Origin of the sequence: Actinoallomurus spadix (assembly GCF_024055725.1) — a bacterium.
GTDB classification, from domain to species: domain Bacteria; phylum Actinomycetota; class Actinomycetes; order Streptosporangiales; family Streptosporangiaceae; genus Actinoallomurus; species Actinoallomurus spadix.
Genome location: NZ_JAMXMX010000021.1, coordinates 53,802 through 71,656 on the forward strand (window position 1 = coordinate 53,802; position 17,855 = coordinate 71,656).

The following is a 17,855-nucleotide window of genomic DNA, read 5'->3' on the forward strand; positions in this document are numbered from 1 at the left end:
ATGGCACTGGCCCGCACGCGTGCCGTCGCCCTGCTGGGCGTGGACGGGGCTCTCGTCGACGTCGAGGCCGCGATCACCAGCGGTGTTCCTGGCCTGCACCTCGTGGGCCTGCCCGACACTGCGCTCAACGAGGCACGCAGCCGCGTCCGTGCGGCGATCCTCAACAGCGGTGAGCAGTGGCCCAACCGGCACGTCACCGTGAGCCTTTTTCCCGCGAGCATGCCGAAGAAGGGCAGCGGTTTCGACCTGGCCATCGCCGTGGCGCTGCTGGGCGCGGAGGACGCGTTCCCCGCCGACGCCTGCGCGGGCACGGTAATGATCGGAGAGCTGGGTCTCGACGGCCGGGTCCGTCCCGTGGCGGGGGTGCTGCCCGCGGTCCTCGCCGCCGCGGACGCGGGCGCCGAGACCGTCGTGGTGCCGAAGGCGAACCTCGCCGAGGCGTCACTCGTTCCGGGCGTGCGGGTCATCGGCGTCCGTTCACTGCGCGCCCTGGTGGCCAGGCTCCGTGACCAGCCGCTCCCGGAGGAGTCGGAGTCGGACGACGGATCCGCCGAGGAGGAGGCGACGCCGTCGCGAGGCAACGGCCTGGCGGCTCGTTCACGGGCGCGACGCGGCGATCTGGACCTCGCCGACGTGCGCGGTCAGGCCGACGCGCGCAAGGTGCTGGAGGTCAGCGCCGCCGGTGGCCACCATCTCCTGCTCACCGGTCCGCCCGGATGCGGGAAGACGATGCTGGCCGAGCGCCTGCCCACCCTGCTGCCGGAACTCGACCACGACGCCGCCCTGGAGGTCACCGCGATCCACTCGGTGGCGGGCGGTCTTCCGACCGGGCAGCCGCTGATCATCCAGCCGCCGTTCTGCGCCCCGCACCACACGGCGTCACGGGCCGCCCTGGTCGGCGGCGGCAGCAACCGGCTCATCCAGCCGGGGGCGGTGTCGCTGGCGCACCGGGGCGTTCTCTTCCTTGATGAGAGTCCCGAATTCGCGGCCGGAGTGCTAGACGCGTTACGCCAGCCGCTGGAGGAGGGAGAGGTGGTCATCGCCCGGTCCGGGGCGACGGCCCGGTTCCCGGCCCGGTTCACGCTGCTGCTGGCGGCGAACCTCTGCCCGTGTGCGGCCGCCAAGGTCCGTGACTGCAAGTGCCCTCCGTCGATGCGTGAGCGGTACCTCGCCCGGCTGTCAGGGCCGCTGCTCGACCGGATCGACCTGAAATCGGACTTGAAAGAGGTGACCCGTGCGGAGCTGCGGTACGACCTGCAGCTGGCCGAGTCGAGCGCGACGGTCGCCGAGCGGGTGCTGGTCGCTCGCGACCGGGCCCGCAGGCGGCTGGCCGATCTGCCCTGGCGGACCAACGCCGACGTCCCCGGGCGGGAGCTGCGGCGCCGGTTCGCACCACCGCACCGGGCGCTCGCGGCGCTCGACGGGCCGTTGGCCGATGGGCGGCTCAGCGCGCGCGGCCTCGATCGCGTGGTGCGGGTCGCCTGGACCCTCGCGGACCTCGCCGGAAAGGACGCCCCGACCGCGAGCGAGGTCGACGAGGCGTTCGGGCTCTGGCAGGGGCGCTGAAAACCGCGGCAGGTCGTCCCTGCGGATGCCGCTCACCCGTCGCTCCGGACGCCGCCCGCCCCAGAGGCCGCAGTCCCAGGCGCCGCTCGCCCACCCACCGCAGAGGCCGTGGCCCCCTGATCCACCCACGCAGACACCGCTCGCCCGCTCGCCCCAGAGGGCGTATGCCCCTGGTCCCAGACGCCGCGTACCCCACTCGTCCCAGAGGAGGCACCATGATCCCGGCGGAGGAACGGCTCGCCCGCGCTCTTCTGACCCGCATCGCCGAACCCGGCGATGAGTTGTTAGGACGTCTCATCGCGCGCGAGGGAGCGATCGGCGCGCTGGAGGTCATCCGCTCGGACGCACCGCCGGGCACCGATCCGGCCGGCCCCGGAGAGAAGACCGTGGCCCGGCGCTTCGCCGCCTGGCGGGCCAGATTGCCCGGCACCGACCCGGAACGGCTCCTCGCCGAGTGCGACGCGCTGGGGGGACGGCTGGTGTGCCCGGGAGACGCGGAATGGCCGTCCCAACTCGATGATCTCGGTTACCGCCGGCCGTACGCGCTGTGGGCGCGAGGTGATCAGGATCTGCGGTTCGGCTGTCTGCGGTCCGTGGCGGTCGTGGGTTCCCGGTCCGCCACCTCATACGGGATCAACGTCGCCGCCGAGATGGGCGCCGAGCTCGCCGACCGGGGATGGACGGTGGTGTCCGGGGGCGCCTTCGGCATCGACGCGGCGGCGCATCGGGGGGTGCTCGCGGCGGACGGTCTGACCGTGGCGGTGTTCGCCTGCGGATTCGACGTGACCTATCCGAGTTCGCACGCCGGGCTGTTCTCGGAGATCGCCCGTTACGGCCTCCTGGTCAGCGAGCTGCCGCCAGGTGCCTCACCGACCCGCGGCCGTTTCCTGGTGCGCAACCGGACGATCGCGGCGCTGACCCGCGGCACGGTGGTGGTGGAGGCCGCACGCCGCAGCGGGGCGATCAGCACGGCACGGCACGCCCGGGACCTCCGTCGCGCCGTGATGGTGGTGCCCGGGCCGGTGACCTCCGCGGCGTCGGCCGGATGTCACGTCCTGCTACGGGAGTGGAGCGAGGTCGTCTGCGTGACCGACACCGCGGAGGTTCTGGACCTCGTCGGGCTCATCGGTGACGACCTCGCGCCGGAGCGGCGCGGTCCCGTCCTCGACCGGGACCGGCTCGATCCGGTCACCGGAGACGTCCTCGAGGCGATCCCGGCGCGTGGCGGGGCGGGGACGGCGCGGATCGCGGTGACCGCGGGCGTCGATCTCGACACCGCGCTCGCCGCGCTGGGCTCCCTGTCGGCGGCCGGATTCGTCGAGCGATGCGCGAAAGGATGGAAATTGCGCCGCCATTCCCCGGGCGGCTGAGCCGATCCGGTGTGCAGTAGCCCGGTGTGCGGTGGGCCGCTGAGCCGATCCGGTGTGCAGCGGCCCGGTGTGCAGTGGGCCGCTGAGCCGGTCCGCGCCGGCGGCGGAGCGCCGCCCAGCACCGGCCGGTCGTCCGCCGGTAGGGGTGAACGGGCGAGGCGTCGTCAGTGCCGTGGATCGTGAGCGCCGGTGGCACCACGATTCACGGCACTGACGTCGAACGGCCGTGAGCGGGCGGGCGGCACCGGGTGCCGCCCACCTGGGCGCCACGTCAACCGTTGGGCAGCTCCAGGTCGCTCTTGGCCAGCTCCTCGATGTTCACGTCCTTGAAGGTCACAACCCGAACGTTCTTGACGAAACGCGCGGGACGGTACATGTCCCAGACCCACGCGTCCTGCATGGTCACTTCGAAGAAGGTCTCGCCGTTGTCGGTGCTGCGCACCTGCAGATCGACGGTGTTGGTGAGATAGAACCGCCGCTCGGTCTCGACGACGTACGTGAAGAGGCCGACCACATCGCGGTATTCGCGGTAGAGCTGGAGCTCCATCTCGGTCTCGTACTTCTCGAGGTCTTCTGCGCTCATACTCGCGTTCCCTCCCCGAACCGCGGCTCAGGCGACGTCCGCCTGGTCGGCGATGTCCTCATAGTGTGACGCCTCCCAATCGATCTCCCCAGCGGCTGAGGCATCGATCTCCGGTCCCGCCTCCGCCGCGGCCACCCGGGCCACGTTGACGAAGGAGAGCCGATGTTCAGGACAAGGTCCATGCTCCTCCAACGCCGCGGCGTGGGCACGAGTGACGTAGCCCTTGTGAACGCCGAAGCCGTACATCGGATAACGGTCGTGCACCTCCATCATGATCCGGTCCCGGGTCACCTTGGCGACGATCGACGCCGCGGCGACGCAGGCCGCCACCCGATCGCCCTTGGGCACCGCGAGCCCGGGGGCGCACAGGCCCGGCACCCGGAATCCGTCCGTCAGGACGTAACCGGGCTCCACGCTCAGCGCCGCGAGCGCCCGCCGCATTCCGGTGACGTTGCACCGGTGCAGGCCCACCCGGTCGATCTCCTCACGCGGTACGACGAGGGCGTGCCACGCCACGGCCGTGGCCGTGATCTCGTCGTACAGGCGCTCCCGGCGCGCGGCGGTGAGCAGCTTCGAATCGGTCAGTCCCTCGATGCGGCGGCGGCGCTCCGGTGCGAGGATCACGGCGGCCACGACCAGCGGCCCGGCGCAGGCGCCCCGGCCGGCCTCGTCGACCCCGGCCACCGGCCCGAGACCGCAGCGTTCGACCACCCGCTCGTAGGCGTACATGCCGACGTCCCGTCGCGGGGTGAGACCACGAGGGCGGCGAGCTCGGACATCGATGTACACATCAGGCAGCGTACGTCGCGCGGAGGCTCGGCCGTGGCGGAACCTCCCCGCGCGGTGGGCGCATTGGCGCGACCGGTCACTTCCTATGGGGTGTCCGGTGGACAGGCCGCGGCGCGCCGGAGGCGCCGGCGTCCGCCGGGAGACGAGCCGGCGCGGCGGCGTCGCCTGCGCAGCAGTGTCACCGGCAGCGCACCGGCGAAGCCCATCGCCAAGGGGACCGCGGGCAGGGCGCCGTCGGCGAGTGCCAGGCCCGGTTGGCCGAACGTCTTGGGGATCGACAGCAGCTTGACGCGCGTGACCGGCCAGACGACGACGAACGCGCGCCCGACGACGCGGTTCTCGGGGATGGTGCCGCCACCGGGGTCGCCGAGGTGACCGCGGGAGTCGTACGACACTTCACGGTGGTCGCCCATCACCCAGAGCCGGCCCGCAGGCACGGTGATCTTGAACTTGGTGTCGGACGGCTTGTTCTGCTCGTGCGTGACCGGATCGGTGTAGATGTAGGCCGTCTCGTCGAGCGGGTGGCCGTTGACGGTGACGCGGCCCTGCGCGTCGCAACACGCCACGTGGTCACCGGGCACGCCGATGACCCGCTTGATGTAGTCCTTCTCGCCCGGGACGACGCCGAACGCGCTCCCGACTGCGTGCAGGACCTTCGTCACCGGGTTGCTCGGCTGGGAGTACTGGACCTCCGGGTCCCAGGAGTCCAGACCGTTGAAGACGACGACGTCACCGCGCTTGATGTCACGCGTGTGGTAGACGATCTTGTTGACCAGGACCCGATCGCCGACCTTGAGGGTGTTCTCCATCGACTGCGACGGGATGTAGAACGCCTGGACCGCGAACGCCTTGATGACCATGGCGAGAGCGAGGGCGACCCCGATCAGGATCGGCAGCTCCTTCCAGAAGGAGCTCTGCTTCTTCTTGGAGCGCTTGCCGTCATCGGCGGCCTCGCCGTCGTCCGGCTCCGCCGACTCCGCCGGGGCCTCCGGCTCTTCCGGTCCCCCCGGCCGGGACGAGTCCGGCTCGCTCGCCGTCTCGGCCGCCGGTCGCGGGTCACCCGGCTCGCGGTCGCCGGTGTGCGCGCTTCCCTGACCGTTCTGCGAAGCGTCGTGGCGCGTGTCACCGGTGGTGGCCGCGGGCTCGCGCAGGCCCTGCTCGTCGTCAGTCATCAGGGGAAGCCTAATGCCCGAGAGCCCCGGGAGCGGCCAACGTCAGCGTGTCGCCCGCCGCGCGTCTGCAAATCCCTGGCAGCCACTCCGCCCGTCACCTGTCCCGGCCACGGAATCCCTGGCCGTGACGCCGCCCGCCGCCCCTCCCCGGCCGGGGAAGTCCCTCCCGTAACGCTGTCCCTCGCCCGCCCCTGACCCGGGAAGTCCCGCTCGTGGCGCCATCCCTTGCCCCGCCCCCCGGCCGGCGAAGTCTCGTCCGTGGCGCCGCCGGGCGCTTTTTCGCCCGGGAGAGTCCCGTCCCGTGGCGTCGTCCCGCGCCCGCCCCGGCCGGGAGATTCCCGGGCGGTGATGACGAAGGCCCCGGCCCGTCGATCGACGGGCCGGGGCCGGAAGCAGGAACGGAACCCGCTCAGTTGTCGCGCTTCTCCTTGATGCGGGCGGCCTTGCCGCGCAGCTCGCGGAGGTAGTAGAGCTTGGCGCGCCGCACGTCACCGCGCGTGACGACCTCGATCTTGTCGATGGACGGGCTGTTGAGCGGGAAGGTCCGCTCGACGCCGACGCCGTAGCTCACCTTGCGGACGGTGAACGTCTCACGGGCGCCGCCGCCCTGACGCCGGATCACCACACCCTGGAAGACCTGGATGCGGCTTCGGTTGCCCTCGGTCACGCGCACGTGAACCTTGAGCGTGTCACCCGGGCGGAAGTCCGGTACGTCAGACCGCATCGCGGCCTTCTCGATCTCCTGGATCAGGGTGTGCATGACTGCGGTTCCTCGTGGTGAAACGCGCGCGGTCTAGGGACACCGACGCGCGAAGGGATCTTCTGGAAGTCTGGACACGCCCAGCGTCGAGCGCTGGGGTGACGTCTCAGTGTGCCACACGTTCGGCGTCAACCGGAAAACCGGCCTCGGTGAGCGCTTTTCGGTCGGCCTCGTCCAGTGTGTTCCGGCCGATGAGTTCGGGCCGCCTGGCGGCGGTGCGACGCAGCGCCTGATCGCGCCGCCAGCGGGCGATCGCGCCGTGGTTCCCGGACATCAGCACGTCGGGGACGTCGCGCCCGCGCCAGGTCGCCGGCTTGGTGTACACGGGCCCTTCGAGCAGGGCCTCCATGCGGCCGGGCGCGAAGGAGTCGTCGGTCACCGAGTCGGCGTTGCCCAGCACGCCGGGCAGCAGCCTGCTGACCGCCTCGACGATCACGAGGACGGCCACCTCGCCGCCGGCCAGGACGTAGTCGCCGATGCTGACCTCGTCGACCGGCATCCGTTCCCGGGCGTCCTCGATGACGCGGGCGTCGATCCCCTCGTAGCGTCCGCACGCGAAGACGAGCCAGGGCTCCGCGGCGTACTCGGTGGCGAGTTCCTGCGTGAAGGGGCGTCCGCTCGGCGTGGGGACGATGAGGCGCGCACGCGACGGAGGGGGGACGACGGCGTCCAGGGCCTCGCCCCAGGGCTCCGGCTTCATCACCATGCCGGGGCCGCCGCCGTACGGGGTGTCGTCGACGGTCCGGTGCCGGTCGTGCGCCCAGCCGCGCAGGTCGTGCACGTGGGCGTCGACGTCGCCGCGCCGCCGCGCCTTGCCCAGGAGGGAGACGTCGAGCGGCGCGAAGTACTCGGGGAAGATCGTGACGATGTCGAGTCTCATGGGCGCTCCGTGTGTCCTGTGTCAAGTCTGCCCGCCGGCGCCGGGCGCGCGGACGCCGTCCGGGGTGCGAACGCCGTCCGGCGCGTGATCATCGGGCCGCGTGACCGCCGGCCGCCGGACGACGCGGAACGGCGGGCGTCCGCGGCGGGCGTCATTCGAGCAGGCCGGGCGGGGGGTCGATGACGATCCGCCCGCCGGGCACGTCGACCTCGGGGACGAGAGCGCGAACGAACGGCACGAGCGCGTCACCGCCGGGCCGCCGGATGACCAGGAGGTCCTGGCCGAGGTGCTCGACGTCCACGACCTCGCCCACCTCGGTCCCGTCGGGTGTCACCGCGAGGAGGCCGATGAGCTCCTGGTCGTGGAACTCGTCCGGGTCGGCGCTGGGCGGGATGTCGGCGGAGTCGACCAGCAGGAGGGTGCCGCGGAGCGTCTCCGCGGCCGTACGGTCGTCGATCCCGGCGAAGCGGACGAGGAGGCGGCCGGCGTGCGGGCGCGCGGACTCGATGGTCAGCGGGCCGAGGCGCGCCGGGTCGGTGACGAGCGATGACCCCGGCGCGAACCGCACGCCAGGGTCATCCGTGCTCATCTCGACGCTGACCTCGCCACGGACACCGTGGGCTCGGCCGATACGGCCGACGGCGAGCAGCATCAAGCCGCCCCGCCGGCGGTCGTACCGCGAAAGGTGTCGGTCGCGAGCACTATCGGGCCTCGTTGAGGTCGAGGAGGTCGACGCGGATGTACCGGCCGCCCGCGAGGGCACCGATGACCGTGCGCAGGGCCTTGGCCGTGCGGCCATTGCGGCCGATCACCTTGCCGAGGTCGTCGGGGTGCACGCGCACCTCGAGGACCCTGCCGTTGCGAAGCCGGCGGGCACGCACCCGGACGTCGTCCGGGTGCTCCACGATTCCGCGGACCAGATGCTCGAGCGCCTCCTCGAGCACCTTAGGCCTCGCTCTTGGCTTCGGAGGTCTCCTCGGCCGGCGCCGACTCCTCCGCCTCGCTCTTGGCCTTCTTCGGCTCGGCCTTCTTCTTGGACTTGGGCGTGGTCGCCTTGCCCTCGGCGTCGTCCAGGGTCTCCTTGACGGCGGCCTGGAAGACCTCCTGCTTGTCGGGCTTGGGCTCGGCGACCTTCAGCGTGCCCTCCGCGCCCGGCTCGCCCTTGAACTTCTGCCAGTCGCCGGTGATCTTCAGGATCGACAGGACCGGCTCGGTCGGCTGGGCGCCAACACCCAGCCAGTACTGCACCCGCTCGGAGTTGACCTCGATGAGCGAGGGCTCCTCCTTCGGGTGGTACTTGCCGATCTCCTCGATCGCGCGCCCGTCACGCTTGGTGCGGGAGTCGGCGACGACGATCCGGTAGTACGGAGCCCGGATCTTCCCCAGACGCTTGAGCTTGATCTTGACTGCCACGGGTGTGGTGTTCTCCAGATTCGAAATGGACGAGTGGATCAGCCCCGGGTGGGGACCGGAACCGCCGCTCGGATGGACACCGGTGCGCGCAGGTGAGAGAGGGCCCCGCACGGTCCGGTTTTCCAGCCTGCCATTCTGCCAGACGATGACGGGGAAGTGGCAATTGATCAGCGCGCCGCGCGTCACGGTCGGCGATCGGCCGATGACGGGCGTGTGGGCCCACCACGTGGGCGGCTCACAAAAGAGGGTACGCGACGATGGAGCCGGCGACCTTTTCGCGATGAAAGTGAGCTTCAGCCGATGACCGTACCTGACACGACGTCCGTTCTGACCGGGGATCAGCTGATCGGCACGCGGGACGTACCCGGGGCCGGGGAGGAGTTCCACGCCGTCGATCCGCGGACCGGCGAGCGCCTCGATCCGGTGTACCGCTTCGGCGTGGCGGCCGACGTCGAGCGTGCCGCCACGCTGGCGTGGGACGCCTTCGGCACGTACCGGAACACCGATCAGGAGACCCGCGCCGCGTTCCTGGAGGGAATCGCGGACCGGATCGACGCGCTGGGCGCGGAGCTGATCGGCCGGGTCACCGCCGAGACCGGCATTCCGGAGGGCCGTGTCACGGGCGAGCTGGCGCGGACCACGAACCAGTTGCGGCTGTTCGCGCGGGTCGTGCGGGACGGCGGCTGGCTGGGCGCCCGCGTCGACCCGGCCGTTCCCGGCCGCGTCCCGTTGCCCCGGCCGGACCTGCGGCAGCGGCGTATTCCGCTGGGCCCGGTGGCGGTGTTCGCGGCGAGCAACTTCCCGCTGGCCTTCTCCGTCGCCGGGGGTGACACGGCGTCGGCGCTGGCCGCGGGCGCCCCGGTGGTCGTCAAGGCGCATCCGGCGCACCCGGGCACGTCGGAGCTGGTCGGCCGGGCGATCCGGGCCGCGGTCGCCGCGCACGGGCTGCCCGAGGGGACCTTCTCGCTGCTGCACGGCGGACGTGAGCTCGGCGTGGCGCTGGTGACCGACCCGCGGATCCGGGCCGTCGGCTTCACCGGCTCCCGCCAGGGCGGCCTGGCACTGGTGGCGGCCGCGGCGGCGCGTCCCGTGCCGATCCCGGTGTACGCCGAGATGTCCAGCGTGAACCCGGTGTTCCTGCTGCCCGGCGCGCTGCGGGAGCGGGCGGAGGAGCTCGGCCGCGCGTACGTCGCCTCCCTGTCCACCGGAACCGGCCAGCTGTGCACCAGCCCCGGACTGGTGTTCGCGATGGAGGGCGACGGGCTCGACGCGTTCGTCGAGTCGGCGACCGCGGCGCTCGCGGGCACGGCGGCGGCGCCGATGCTGAGCGCCGGCATCCGGCAGGCGTACGACGAGGGGGTCCGGCGGCTGGCGGGCACGGACGCGGTGACCGAGGTGGCGCGCGGCGGTGACGACACGACGATCGCCTGCGCCGGGCGTGCCGCGCTGTTCGTCACGGACGGGGACGCCTTCCTGGCCGACCGCTCGCTGCAGGACGAGGTGTTCGGCGCCGCGTCGATCGTCGTACGGGTACGGGACCACGCGCAGCTCCTGGAGATCGCCCAGGCGGTCGAGGGGCAGCTCACCGCGACCGTTCACGCGACGCCGGAGGATCACGCGCGGGCCGCCGAACTGCTGCCGCTGCTCGAGCTGATCGCCGGGCGGGTGATCTTCAACGGCTGGCCGACGGGTGTGGAGGTCGGGCACGCCGTCGTGCACGGCGGGCCGTTCCCCGCCACCTCCGCGCCGGCCACCACGTCGGTCGGGACGCGGGCGATCGAACGCTTCCTGCGTCCCGTCAGCTACCAGGACGCGCCCGCGGAGCTCCTGCCCGCCGAACTGCGCGACGGGAACCCGCTGGGCATCTGGCGGCGCGTCGACGGCGAGCTCGGCCGCGACTGACGGCCCCTCCCGCGCGAAGGCGTGCGGCCCTCCGGGGTTCCGGTGGACCGCACGCCTCCTTCCGGCCGACGCGGCGGGTTACTTCTTTTTGCCCTGAAGCTTCGACAGGTCCGGCATCTGGAAACCGGGGGGCAGCTGACCCGGCAGCCCGCCGCCGAGGCCCGGCGGGAGGCCCTGCGGCGCGCCGTCGGCATGCTGCGTCTTCTTGCCCGCCGCCTCCTGGGCGCGCTTGCGCGGGTCTCCGCTGCGCTGCTTGCCCTTGCCCTTGCCCTTCTTAGCGGCCGCCTTGGCCTGCTTGCGCCGGGTGCCCGGCATGCCGGGGATGCCCATGCCGCCGGCCACCTGGCGCATCATCTTCTGCGCGTCGAAGAAGCGGGTGACGAGGTTGTTGACCTCGGTGACGCTGACGCCGGAGCCGCGCGCGATGCGCGCCCGCCGCGAACCGTTGATGATCTTGGGGTTCTGCCGCTCCTCGGGCGTCATCGAGTTGATGATGCCGCCGATCCGGTCGAGGTCGCGGTCGTCGATCTGGTCGATCTGCTGCCGCATCTGCCCCATGCCCGGCATCATGCCGAGGAGGTTCTTGATCGGGCCGAGCTTGCGGATCATCTGCATCTGCTCGAGGAAGTCCTCGAGGCTGAAGTCCTCCCCCGAAGCGAACTTCGAGGTCATCTTCTCGGCCTGCTCGGCGTCGAACGCCTTCTCGGCCTGCTCGATCAGGGTGAGGATGTCACCCATGTCGAGGATCCGGCCCGCCATGCGGTCCGGGTGGAAGATGTCGAAGTCCTCGAGCTTCTCGCCCGTGGAGGCGAACATGATCGGCCGGCCGGTGATGTGCCGGACCGACAGGGCCGCGCCACCGCGGGCGTCGCCGTCGAGCTTCGTGAGCACCACGCCGTCGAAGCCGACGCCGTCGAGGAACGCCTGCGCGGTGACCACGGCGTCCTGACCGATCATCGCGTCGACGACGAACAGGATCTCGTCGGGGCCGACCGCGTCGCGGATGTCGGCCGCCTGGCGCATCATGTCCTCGTCGATGCCGAGGCGGCCGGCGGTGTCGATGATCACGACGTCGTGCTGGGCGTGCCGGGCGTGCTCGATCGACTGGCGGGCGACCTCGACCGGGTCGCCGACGCCGTTGCCGGGCTCGGGGGCGTACACCGCGGTGCCCGCGCGCTCGCCGAGCACCTGCAGCTGCTGGACGGCGTTGGGCCGCTGGAGGTCGGCGGCGACGAGCAGCGGCGCGTGCCCCTCGCTCTTGAGCCAGCGCGCGAGCTTGCCGGCGAGGGTGGTCTTACCGGAACCCTGCAGACCCGCGAGCATGATCACGGTCGGCGGGGTCTTGGCGAACCGCACGCGGCGCGTCTCGCCACCGAGGATGTTGATGAGCTCCTCGTTGACGATCTTGACGACCTGCTGAGCGGGGTTCAGCGCCTGCGAGACCTCCGAGCCGCGGGCCCGCTCTTTGATCTGCGCGATGAAGTCCTTGACGACGGGCAGCGCCACGTCGGCCTCGAGCAGGGCCACGCGGATCTCGCGCGCGGTCGCGTTGATGTCGGCCTCGGACAGCTTGCCCTTGCTGCGCAGCGAGGAGAAGACCGTAGTCAGCCGGTCGGAAAGCGTCTCGAACACGTGTCTGGACCAGTCCTAGGGTGCTTCGGGGATCGACCCTCAACACTATCCGCTCGGCGGCCTCCGGGTACCGACCGCCACAGATCACTGTGACACGGCGCCCGCGGTCTCACCAGAGGCCGCGTGCGGCCCGCCGGGCCGCCCCCGGGAGTGTGATCGGCCACATCGCGGAATGCCGCCCCAGCCAACGCACTTGGCCCAAATAGGTGAACAAACCCGTTTAAGGGGGAGGAAGTCCGCATGGACTCGCAGGTGGAGGCCGCCCGGCTCCTGGTGCGCTGCCTGGAGGCGGAGGGCGTCGAGTACGTCTTCGGCATCCCGGGTGAGGAGAACATCCACTTCGTCGACGCTCTGAACGAATCCTCGATCCGTTACGTCCTCGTACGCCACGAGCAGGGCGCCGCTTTCATGGCGGAGATGTACGGGCGGCTGACCGGCCGTCCGGGCGTCGCGTCGGCGACGCTCGGTCCGGGCGCGATCAACCTGCAGCTCGGGGTCGCCGACGCGACCACGAACAGCACTCCGGTCGTCGCGATCTCCGCGCAGGTCGGCCTGGACCGCATCTACAAGGAGTCGCACCAGATCATCGACCTCGTCTCGCTGTTCCGGCCGATCACCAAGTGGGCCGACATGGCGCCGACGCCGGAGGCCCTGCCGGAGATGGTGCGCAAGGCGTTCAAGGTGGCGCAGACGGAGCGGCCCGGCGCGGTCTACCTGGCGATCCCCGAGGACGTCGAGTCGGCCGAGGTCGACCCGTCCCTCAAGCCGCTGCCGATCAACATCGTGCGCCCGGAGGAGCCCTCGGCCTCCCAGGTGGCCCGCGCCGCCGACGTCATCGCGATGTCCCGGCAGCCGATCATCCTGGCCGGCCACGGCGCGACCCGGAACCGCGCGAGCCACGAGCTGGTCCGCATGTCCGAGCGGCTGGGGATCCCGGTGGCGACGACGTTCAACGGCAAGGGCGTCTTCCCCGACGACCACGACCACGCGCTGGGCGCGGTCGGCTTCATGCGCCACGACTACGTGAACTTCGGCTTCGACGAGGCCGACGTGCTGATCTGCGTCGGGTACGAGCTTCAGGAGTTCGACCCGGTCAAGATCAACCCGCACGCCGACAAGAAGATCATCCACATTCACCGGTTCCCGGCCGAGGTCGACGACCACTACCCCGTCACGGTCGGCATCCAGGGCGACATCCGCAACTCCCTGCGCGCGCTCACCGACGCCGTACGCCGCCGCTTCGACGCCCGGGGCACCGGCGAGAAGATCCGGCGGATGCTCCACGAGGAGCTCGAACGCGGCCGCCACGAGGACCGGTTCCCGATGTCGCCGCGCCGGATCGTCACCGACATCCGCGAGGCGATGGGCCGCAAGGACATCGTCCTGGCCGACACCGGCGCCGTGAAGATGTGGATGGCGCGGATGTACCCGACGTACGAGCCCAACACGCTGCTCGTCTCCAACGGCCTGTCGTCGATGGGCTTCGCGGTGCCGGGCGCGCTCGCGGCCAAGCTCGCCTACCCGAACCGGCACGTGCTGGCCGCGACCGGTGACGGGGCGTTCCTGATGAACTCCCAGGAGCTGGAGACGGCGGTCCGCGAGAAGCTTCCGATCACCGTGCTGATCTGGGAGGACCGGGCGTACGGGCTGATCGAGTGGAAGATGGACCTGGAGATGGGTCACGACTCGAACGTGGAGTTCGGCAACCCGGACTTCGTGAAGTACGCCGAGAGCTTCGGGGCCCGCGGCTACCGCGTCGAGTCGGCGGACGCCCTCCTGCCGACGCTGCGCCAGGCCCTGGAGGAGGACACCGTCTCGGTGATCACCGTGCCGGTCGACTACTCGGAGAACCTCCGCCTCACGTCCAAGCTCGGCGAGCTCACCGACCCCTTCTAAGACACCGCCCGCTTCTGCGACAAAGACCGCTTCTGAGACACCGCCGCCGGGGAGGGCCCGCCCTCCCCGGCGGCGCGCCTCAGCGGGCGGAGGTCACGGCGTCGTACAGGACGGCGGTCGGGTGGTCCGGGGTGAGCGTCGCGGGCGCGGGGCCGGAGACGAACGAGGCACCGGGCAGGTCGTTCCGGCCGAGGAAGAACGCCCGGTTGATCGCCTGCACCTTGATGGTCGCGCCGGTGTCCTTCGCCGTGGCGGGCACCCGGATGCCGACGATCTCGGCCACGTCCGACGGCGTCGTCCCGGGCGGAAGCTGCACCGTCGTCGCCGCGGGCAGGTCCCGGTTGATGGACCGGTCGGGGAACAGGTGGTCCGAGCGGTACAGGGTCGAGTCGCCCTTGAGCCGTACGCCGATGGACAGCCCGACCCAGTCGGTGCCGTTCGGCGGGTCGAGGGTCTGCTTGCGGACCACGAGGTACAGGTAGTCGCGCGGGTCGGCGATCAGGGTCTGTGAGGTCGTCGGCGGGTCCGCCGCGACGCGCCCCTCCCGGCGCGCCTCCGCCGCCGCCACCCAGTACGTCCACGGGTTGCGGTCCATGATCTGCTCACGGGCCTCCGTGGTCGCGTCGAGCGTCTGCGCGGTGGACAGCGAGAACCGCATCGGGTCGTCGACCTTGTCGCAGATGTTGTTGTTGAGCGTGCAGGTCTGCAGCAGCGGGTGATCACCCTCGTACGTGCCGGCGAACTGCTGCGTGACGTGGTTGGGCGCCTGGAAGACGGCGGTGCCGGGCACCCGCCGGCCCCGCGCGTCGACCTCGACCTGGTAGATCCACTCGATGTCGGTCGTCCGGCCCCAGCGCGCCATGAGCTGCGGGGTTGACGTCCCGCCGTCCTCGTTGCTCCAGATGTAGGAGTAGGTCAGCAGGCGGTGCCCCGGCGTCGAGGCGGGTACGTCCTCGTGCCAGGCGACCAGCGGCGTGTCCGTGGCGGCGTTCTGGAACGGCCCGGTCGAGCTGCCCCCGGTGCCGTCGCGGCCGTACAGCACGGGCGCGTGCGCGAGGTCGGTGTACGCCGGCGACCCGGCCGCGACCGTGCGGAACGCCAGGCGGCTCACCCGTACGCTCCGGCCCGGCGACCGGTCTGCGGCCAGCCGTAGCCGCAGCGTGTGGCGGCCGGCCCGCAGCCGGCCGAGGGCGAACTCCCGGGTGATCGGGAAGTCGGCGGGGACCACGTCGTCCGTGGCGTACCGGCCGTCGACGTACAGGGACAGGACGGCCGACTCACGGCCCTTGACGGCCCAGGACACGCCCGGAGCCGCCGCGGTGACGGCGGCGAGCACCTCACCGTCGTGACCGGTCCGGAAGGTGATCGTGCGGTCGTGACCGCGGTCGACGGCCGTGACGCCGGCCGGCGTCACGGCCGCCCTGGCGGGGGCCACGACGGCTCCGGCGAGGGTGAGGGTGAGGACCGGCACGGCCACACGAGTGAGCGGAACGTTGGGCACGCAGACCTCCTGGGGATCTTCGATCCCCAGGAGCCTCACCCGGACCGCGGGCACCGTCAATGGCCCGCACGGCCAGTTCGGTCGATCTTCACCCAGTGGTCAACGGCACTGCCGACGGCCATCGGGGACGTGGCGATCAGCCGATCCCGCGCGGCTGCGGGAGCGGCCGATTCCTTTTCGTGGTGGACGGGATCTACATGGTGGGAGGCGCGACCCGCGACGGGCCGGTCGGTCTCTCCCCTGGACACCGAGAAGAGAAGGCCGATCGCCGATGAGCGTTCCCGCGACCATGCGCGCACTGCAGCAGACCTCCCTCAGTGGCCCGCAGGACATGCGCCTGATCACCGACGCGCCGGTGCCGAGCCCCGGCGCGGACGAGGTCCTGATCCGCGTCGCCGCCGCCGGGGTCAACTTCGCCGACGTCTCGAAGGCCCACGGCACGTTCGCGGGCGGCCCTCAGCCGCCGTACCTGGCGGGTTTCGAGGCCGCCGGTGAGGTCGTCGCGGTGGGCGCGGCGGTGACCGGTCCGCGACCCGGAGCCCGCGTCGTCGGCGTCGGAACCGGCGCTTTCGCCGAGTACATGGTCCTGCCCGCGGCCGCGGCGGTGCCGGTGCCCGCGGGCTGGACGGAGCAGCAGGCGCTGGGTCTGGTCGTGAACTGGCCCACCGCGCTGGCCGCGCTCAGGCCGCTGGGCGGTGTCGCCGCCGGGCAGGTCGTGCTGATCCACGCCGCGGCGGGCGCGACCGGCCAGGCCGCGGTGAGAATGGCCAAGCACTACGGTGCGACGGTCATCGCCACCGCCTCACCGGGCAAGCACGAGACAGTGCTCGCACTGGGGGCCGACCACGTCCTGGACTCCCGCGGCGGCGACCTCGCCGCCGCGGTGATGGAGCTGACCGGCGATTCCGGCGCCGATCTGGTTCTGGAGTCGGCCGGCGGCGCCACCTTCGAGGTCAGCCTGGCCGCGGCCAAGCGGGTCACCGGCCGGGTCGTCGTCTACGGCGTGGCGGGCGGCGAGGCCCCGGTCACCAACTGGGAGTTGGTGTACAGGCACCAGGTCCACATCTCCGGCCTCAACATCGGCGTGCTGATCCAGGCCGCACCGCAGATCTTCGGCGAGCTGATGGGTGAGCTGTCCGAGCTGATCGCGGCCGGCGTGCTCACCCCCGGCCTGCCGACCGTCTACGAACTGGCCGACGGCCCGAAGGCGCTGACGGAGCTGGAGGCCAGGGCCACCGTCGGCAAATTGGCCCTGCTGCCCTGAAACATGGACACCGCTTGTGCGAGACGACTCCGCGTCGTCGATTGTGGCCGAGGTGGGGCCTGGTGTCGCCGGCAGGTGGACCACGCCCGAAGGTGCCACGGGACTAGGCTCCCGGCGTGACCTCGGATCTGCGGGCGGCACCGGATCACGACCGGTTCACCGCCGAGACGGAGCGGTTCCGCCGGGAGCTGCTGGCGCACTGCTACCGCATGGTCGGCTCGGCGCACGACGCCGAGGACCTGGTGCAGGAGAGCTACCTGCGGGCGTGGCGGTCCTACTCCGGATTCGAGGGCCGGGCATCGATCCGGTCCTGGCTCTACAAGATCGCCACCAACGTCTGCCTGAAGGCGTTGCAGCCGCGTCCGATCCGGGTGCTGCCCTCAGGTCTGGCAGGCCCGTACGACGGACCCGACCGGTCGCCGAGTCCCATCGCGCCGGGCGAGGTCTCGTGGCTGGAACCGCTGCCGGACGCATGGATCGCCCCGCCCGCCGACGATCCGGCCGCGGTGGTGATCGAACGCGAATCGCTGCGGCTGGCGCTCATCGCCGGCCTGCAGCACCTGCCCGCCCGCCAGCGCGCGATCCTCATCCTGCGCGAGGTGCTGGCGTTCTCGGCGGCCGAAACCGCGGAGATCCTCGACACCACCACGGCGGCGGTCAAGAGCGGTCTGCAGCGCGCCCGTGCCCGGCTGGACGAGTTGGAACCACGGCCCGAGGAACTGCTCGAACCGACCGACCAACGGGCACGCGCGCTCCTCGACGGCTACATCGCGGCCTTCGAACGCTCCGATCCCCGCCTGCTGGAACAGGTGCTGCGCACGGACGCCACGCTGGAGGCGACGCCGTTCCGCGAATGGCAGGCCGGCCGGGCGAGGTGCGTCCACCTGCTCGAGGCGTACGTGCTGGGCGCACCGGGCGACTGGCGGATGGTCCCCACCACGGCCAACGGCCAGCCCGCCGCCGTCGTGTACCACCGGGATGCGGACGGCGCGCTCCGGGCCGACGGCGCCGTCGTGCTGGCCCCCACCGCCACCGGCGTCTCCCGCGTGGTCAAATTCCATGATCCCGCGCTGGCCGCGACGTTCGGCCTCCCGGACGTGCTCGCGCGCTGACCCGCGGACCCGGCC

The 17,855-nt window shown here is 71.7% G+C and carries 16 protein-coding genes; 6 read left to right on the plus strand and 10 right to left on the minus strand.

What is annotated here, in order from left to right; genetic code table 11:
* Positions 1–1,566: a YifB family Mg chelatase-like AAA ATPase gene (locus NE235_RS27010; RefSeq protein WP_252808050.1), complete on the plus strand. Its 1,566-nt coding sequence runs from the start codon at positions 1–3 to the stop codon at positions 1,564–1,566.
* Between the two features lie 215 nt (positions 1,567–1,781).
* Complete coding sequence (dprA, locus tag NE235_RS27015) at positions 1,782–2,936, plus strand: DNA-processing protein DprA (protein ID WP_252807907.1); 1,155 nt, start codon at positions 1,782–1,784, stop codon at positions 2,934–2,936.
* Between the two features lie 271 nt (positions 2,937–3,207).
* Here the strand turns inward: dprA and NE235_RS27020 are convergent, their stop codons facing one another.
* The 8 genes from NE235_RS27020 to rpsP form a co-directional block, all read right to left on the minus strand.
* The gene (locus NE235_RS27020; protein ID WP_252776343.1) at positions 3,208–3,519 is read right to left on the minus strand and encodes a DUF2469 domain-containing protein; all 312 of its coding nucleotides are present in this window, start codon (positions 3,517–3,519) and stop codon (positions 3,208–3,210) included.
* 27 nt (positions 3,520–3,546) lie between these two features.
* A complete protein-coding gene (locus NE235_RS27025; protein WP_308206162.1) occupies positions 3,547–4,308 on the minus strand; it encodes a ribonuclease HII in 762 nt (253 codons plus the stop codon).
* 83 nt (positions 4,309–4,391) lie between these two features.
* Positions 4,392–5,480, minus strand: coding sequence for a signal peptidase I (gene lepB / locus NE235_RS27030; protein WP_308206163.1), 1,089 nt, complete (start codon positions 5,478–5,480; stop codon positions 4,392–4,394).
* A 409-nt stretch (positions 5,481–5,889) separates the two neighbouring features.
* On the minus strand, positions 5,890–6,240 hold the full coding sequence (gene rplS / locus NE235_RS27035; protein WP_252807910.1) for a 50S ribosomal protein L19: 351 nt from the start codon (positions 6,238–6,240) through the stop codon (positions 5,890–5,892).
* Positions 6,241–6,346: 106 nt separating this feature from the next.
* Positions 6,347–7,120 (minus strand): tRNA (guanosine(37)-N1)-methyltransferase TrmD, encoded by a 774-nt coding sequence (gene trmD / locus NE235_RS27040; protein ID WP_252807911.1) that lies wholly within the window; start codon positions 7,118–7,120, stop codon positions 6,347–6,349.
* A gap of 151 nt (positions 7,121–7,271) precedes the next feature.
* The gene (gene rimM, locus NE235_RS27045; protein WP_252807913.1) at positions 7,272–7,772 is read right to left on the minus strand and encodes a ribosome maturation factor RimM; all 501 of its coding nucleotides are present in this window, start codon (positions 7,770–7,772) and stop codon (positions 7,272–7,274) included.
* 49 nt (positions 7,773–7,821) lie between these two features.
* On the minus strand, positions 7,822–8,064 hold the full coding sequence (locus tag NE235_RS27050) for an RNA-binding protein (protein WP_252776333.1): 243 nt from the start codon (positions 8,062–8,064) through the stop codon (positions 7,822–7,824).
* A 1-nt stretch (position 8,065) separates the two neighbouring features.
* Positions 8,066–8,533, minus strand: coding sequence for a 30S ribosomal protein S16 (gene rpsP, locus NE235_RS27055; protein WP_252807915.1), 468 nt, complete (start codon positions 8,531–8,533; stop codon positions 8,066–8,068).
* Positions 8,534–8,833: 300 nt separating this feature from the next.
* Here rpsP and NE235_RS27060 point away from each other — a divergent pair, with 300 nt between their 5' ends.
* The gene (locus NE235_RS27060) at positions 8,834–10,435 is read left to right on the plus strand and encodes an aldehyde dehydrogenase (NADP(+)) (protein ID WP_252807917.1); all 1,602 of its coding nucleotides are present in this window, start codon (positions 8,834–8,836) and stop codon (positions 10,433–10,435) included.
* 78 nt (positions 10,436–10,513) lie between these two features.
* On the opposite strand, the gene ffh is transcribed toward NE235_RS27060, so the two are convergent.
* Positions 10,514–12,067 (minus strand): signal recognition particle protein, encoded by a 1,554-nt coding sequence (gene ffh, locus NE235_RS27065; RefSeq protein ID WP_252807919.1) that lies wholly within the window; start codon positions 12,065–12,067, stop codon positions 10,514–10,516.
* Positions 12,068–12,307: 240 nt separating this feature from the next.
* On the opposite strand from ffh, the gene NE235_RS27070 reads away from it, so the two are divergent.
* On the plus strand, positions 12,308–13,963 hold the full coding sequence (locus tag NE235_RS27070) for an acetolactate synthase large subunit (RefSeq protein WP_252807921.1): 1,656 nt from the start codon (positions 12,308–12,310) through the stop codon (positions 13,961–13,963).
* Positions 13,964–14,042: 79 nt separating this feature from the next.
* Here NE235_RS27070 and NE235_RS27075 read toward each other — a convergent pair whose 3' ends face one another.
* Positions 14,043–15,464, minus strand: coding sequence for a hypothetical protein (locus tag NE235_RS27075; protein ID WP_252807923.1), 1,422 nt, complete (start codon positions 15,462–15,464; stop codon positions 14,043–14,045).
* A 271-nt stretch (positions 15,465–15,735) separates the two neighbouring features.
* Here NE235_RS27075 and NE235_RS27080 point away from each other — a divergent pair, with 271 nt between their 5' ends.
* Both NE235_RS27080 and NE235_RS27085 read left to right on the plus strand, forming a co-directional pair.
* Complete coding sequence (locus NE235_RS27080) at positions 15,736–16,728, plus strand: zinc-binding dehydrogenase (protein ID WP_252807925.1); 993 nt, start codon at positions 15,736–15,738, stop codon at positions 16,726–16,728.
* A gap of 116 nt (positions 16,729–16,844) precedes the next feature.
* Positions 16,845–17,840 (plus strand): RNA polymerase subunit sigma-70, encoded by a 996-nt coding sequence (locus tag NE235_RS27085; protein WP_252807927.1) that lies wholly within the window; start codon positions 16,845–16,847, stop codon positions 17,838–17,840.
* Positions 17,841–17,855 lie beyond the last annotated feature (15 nt).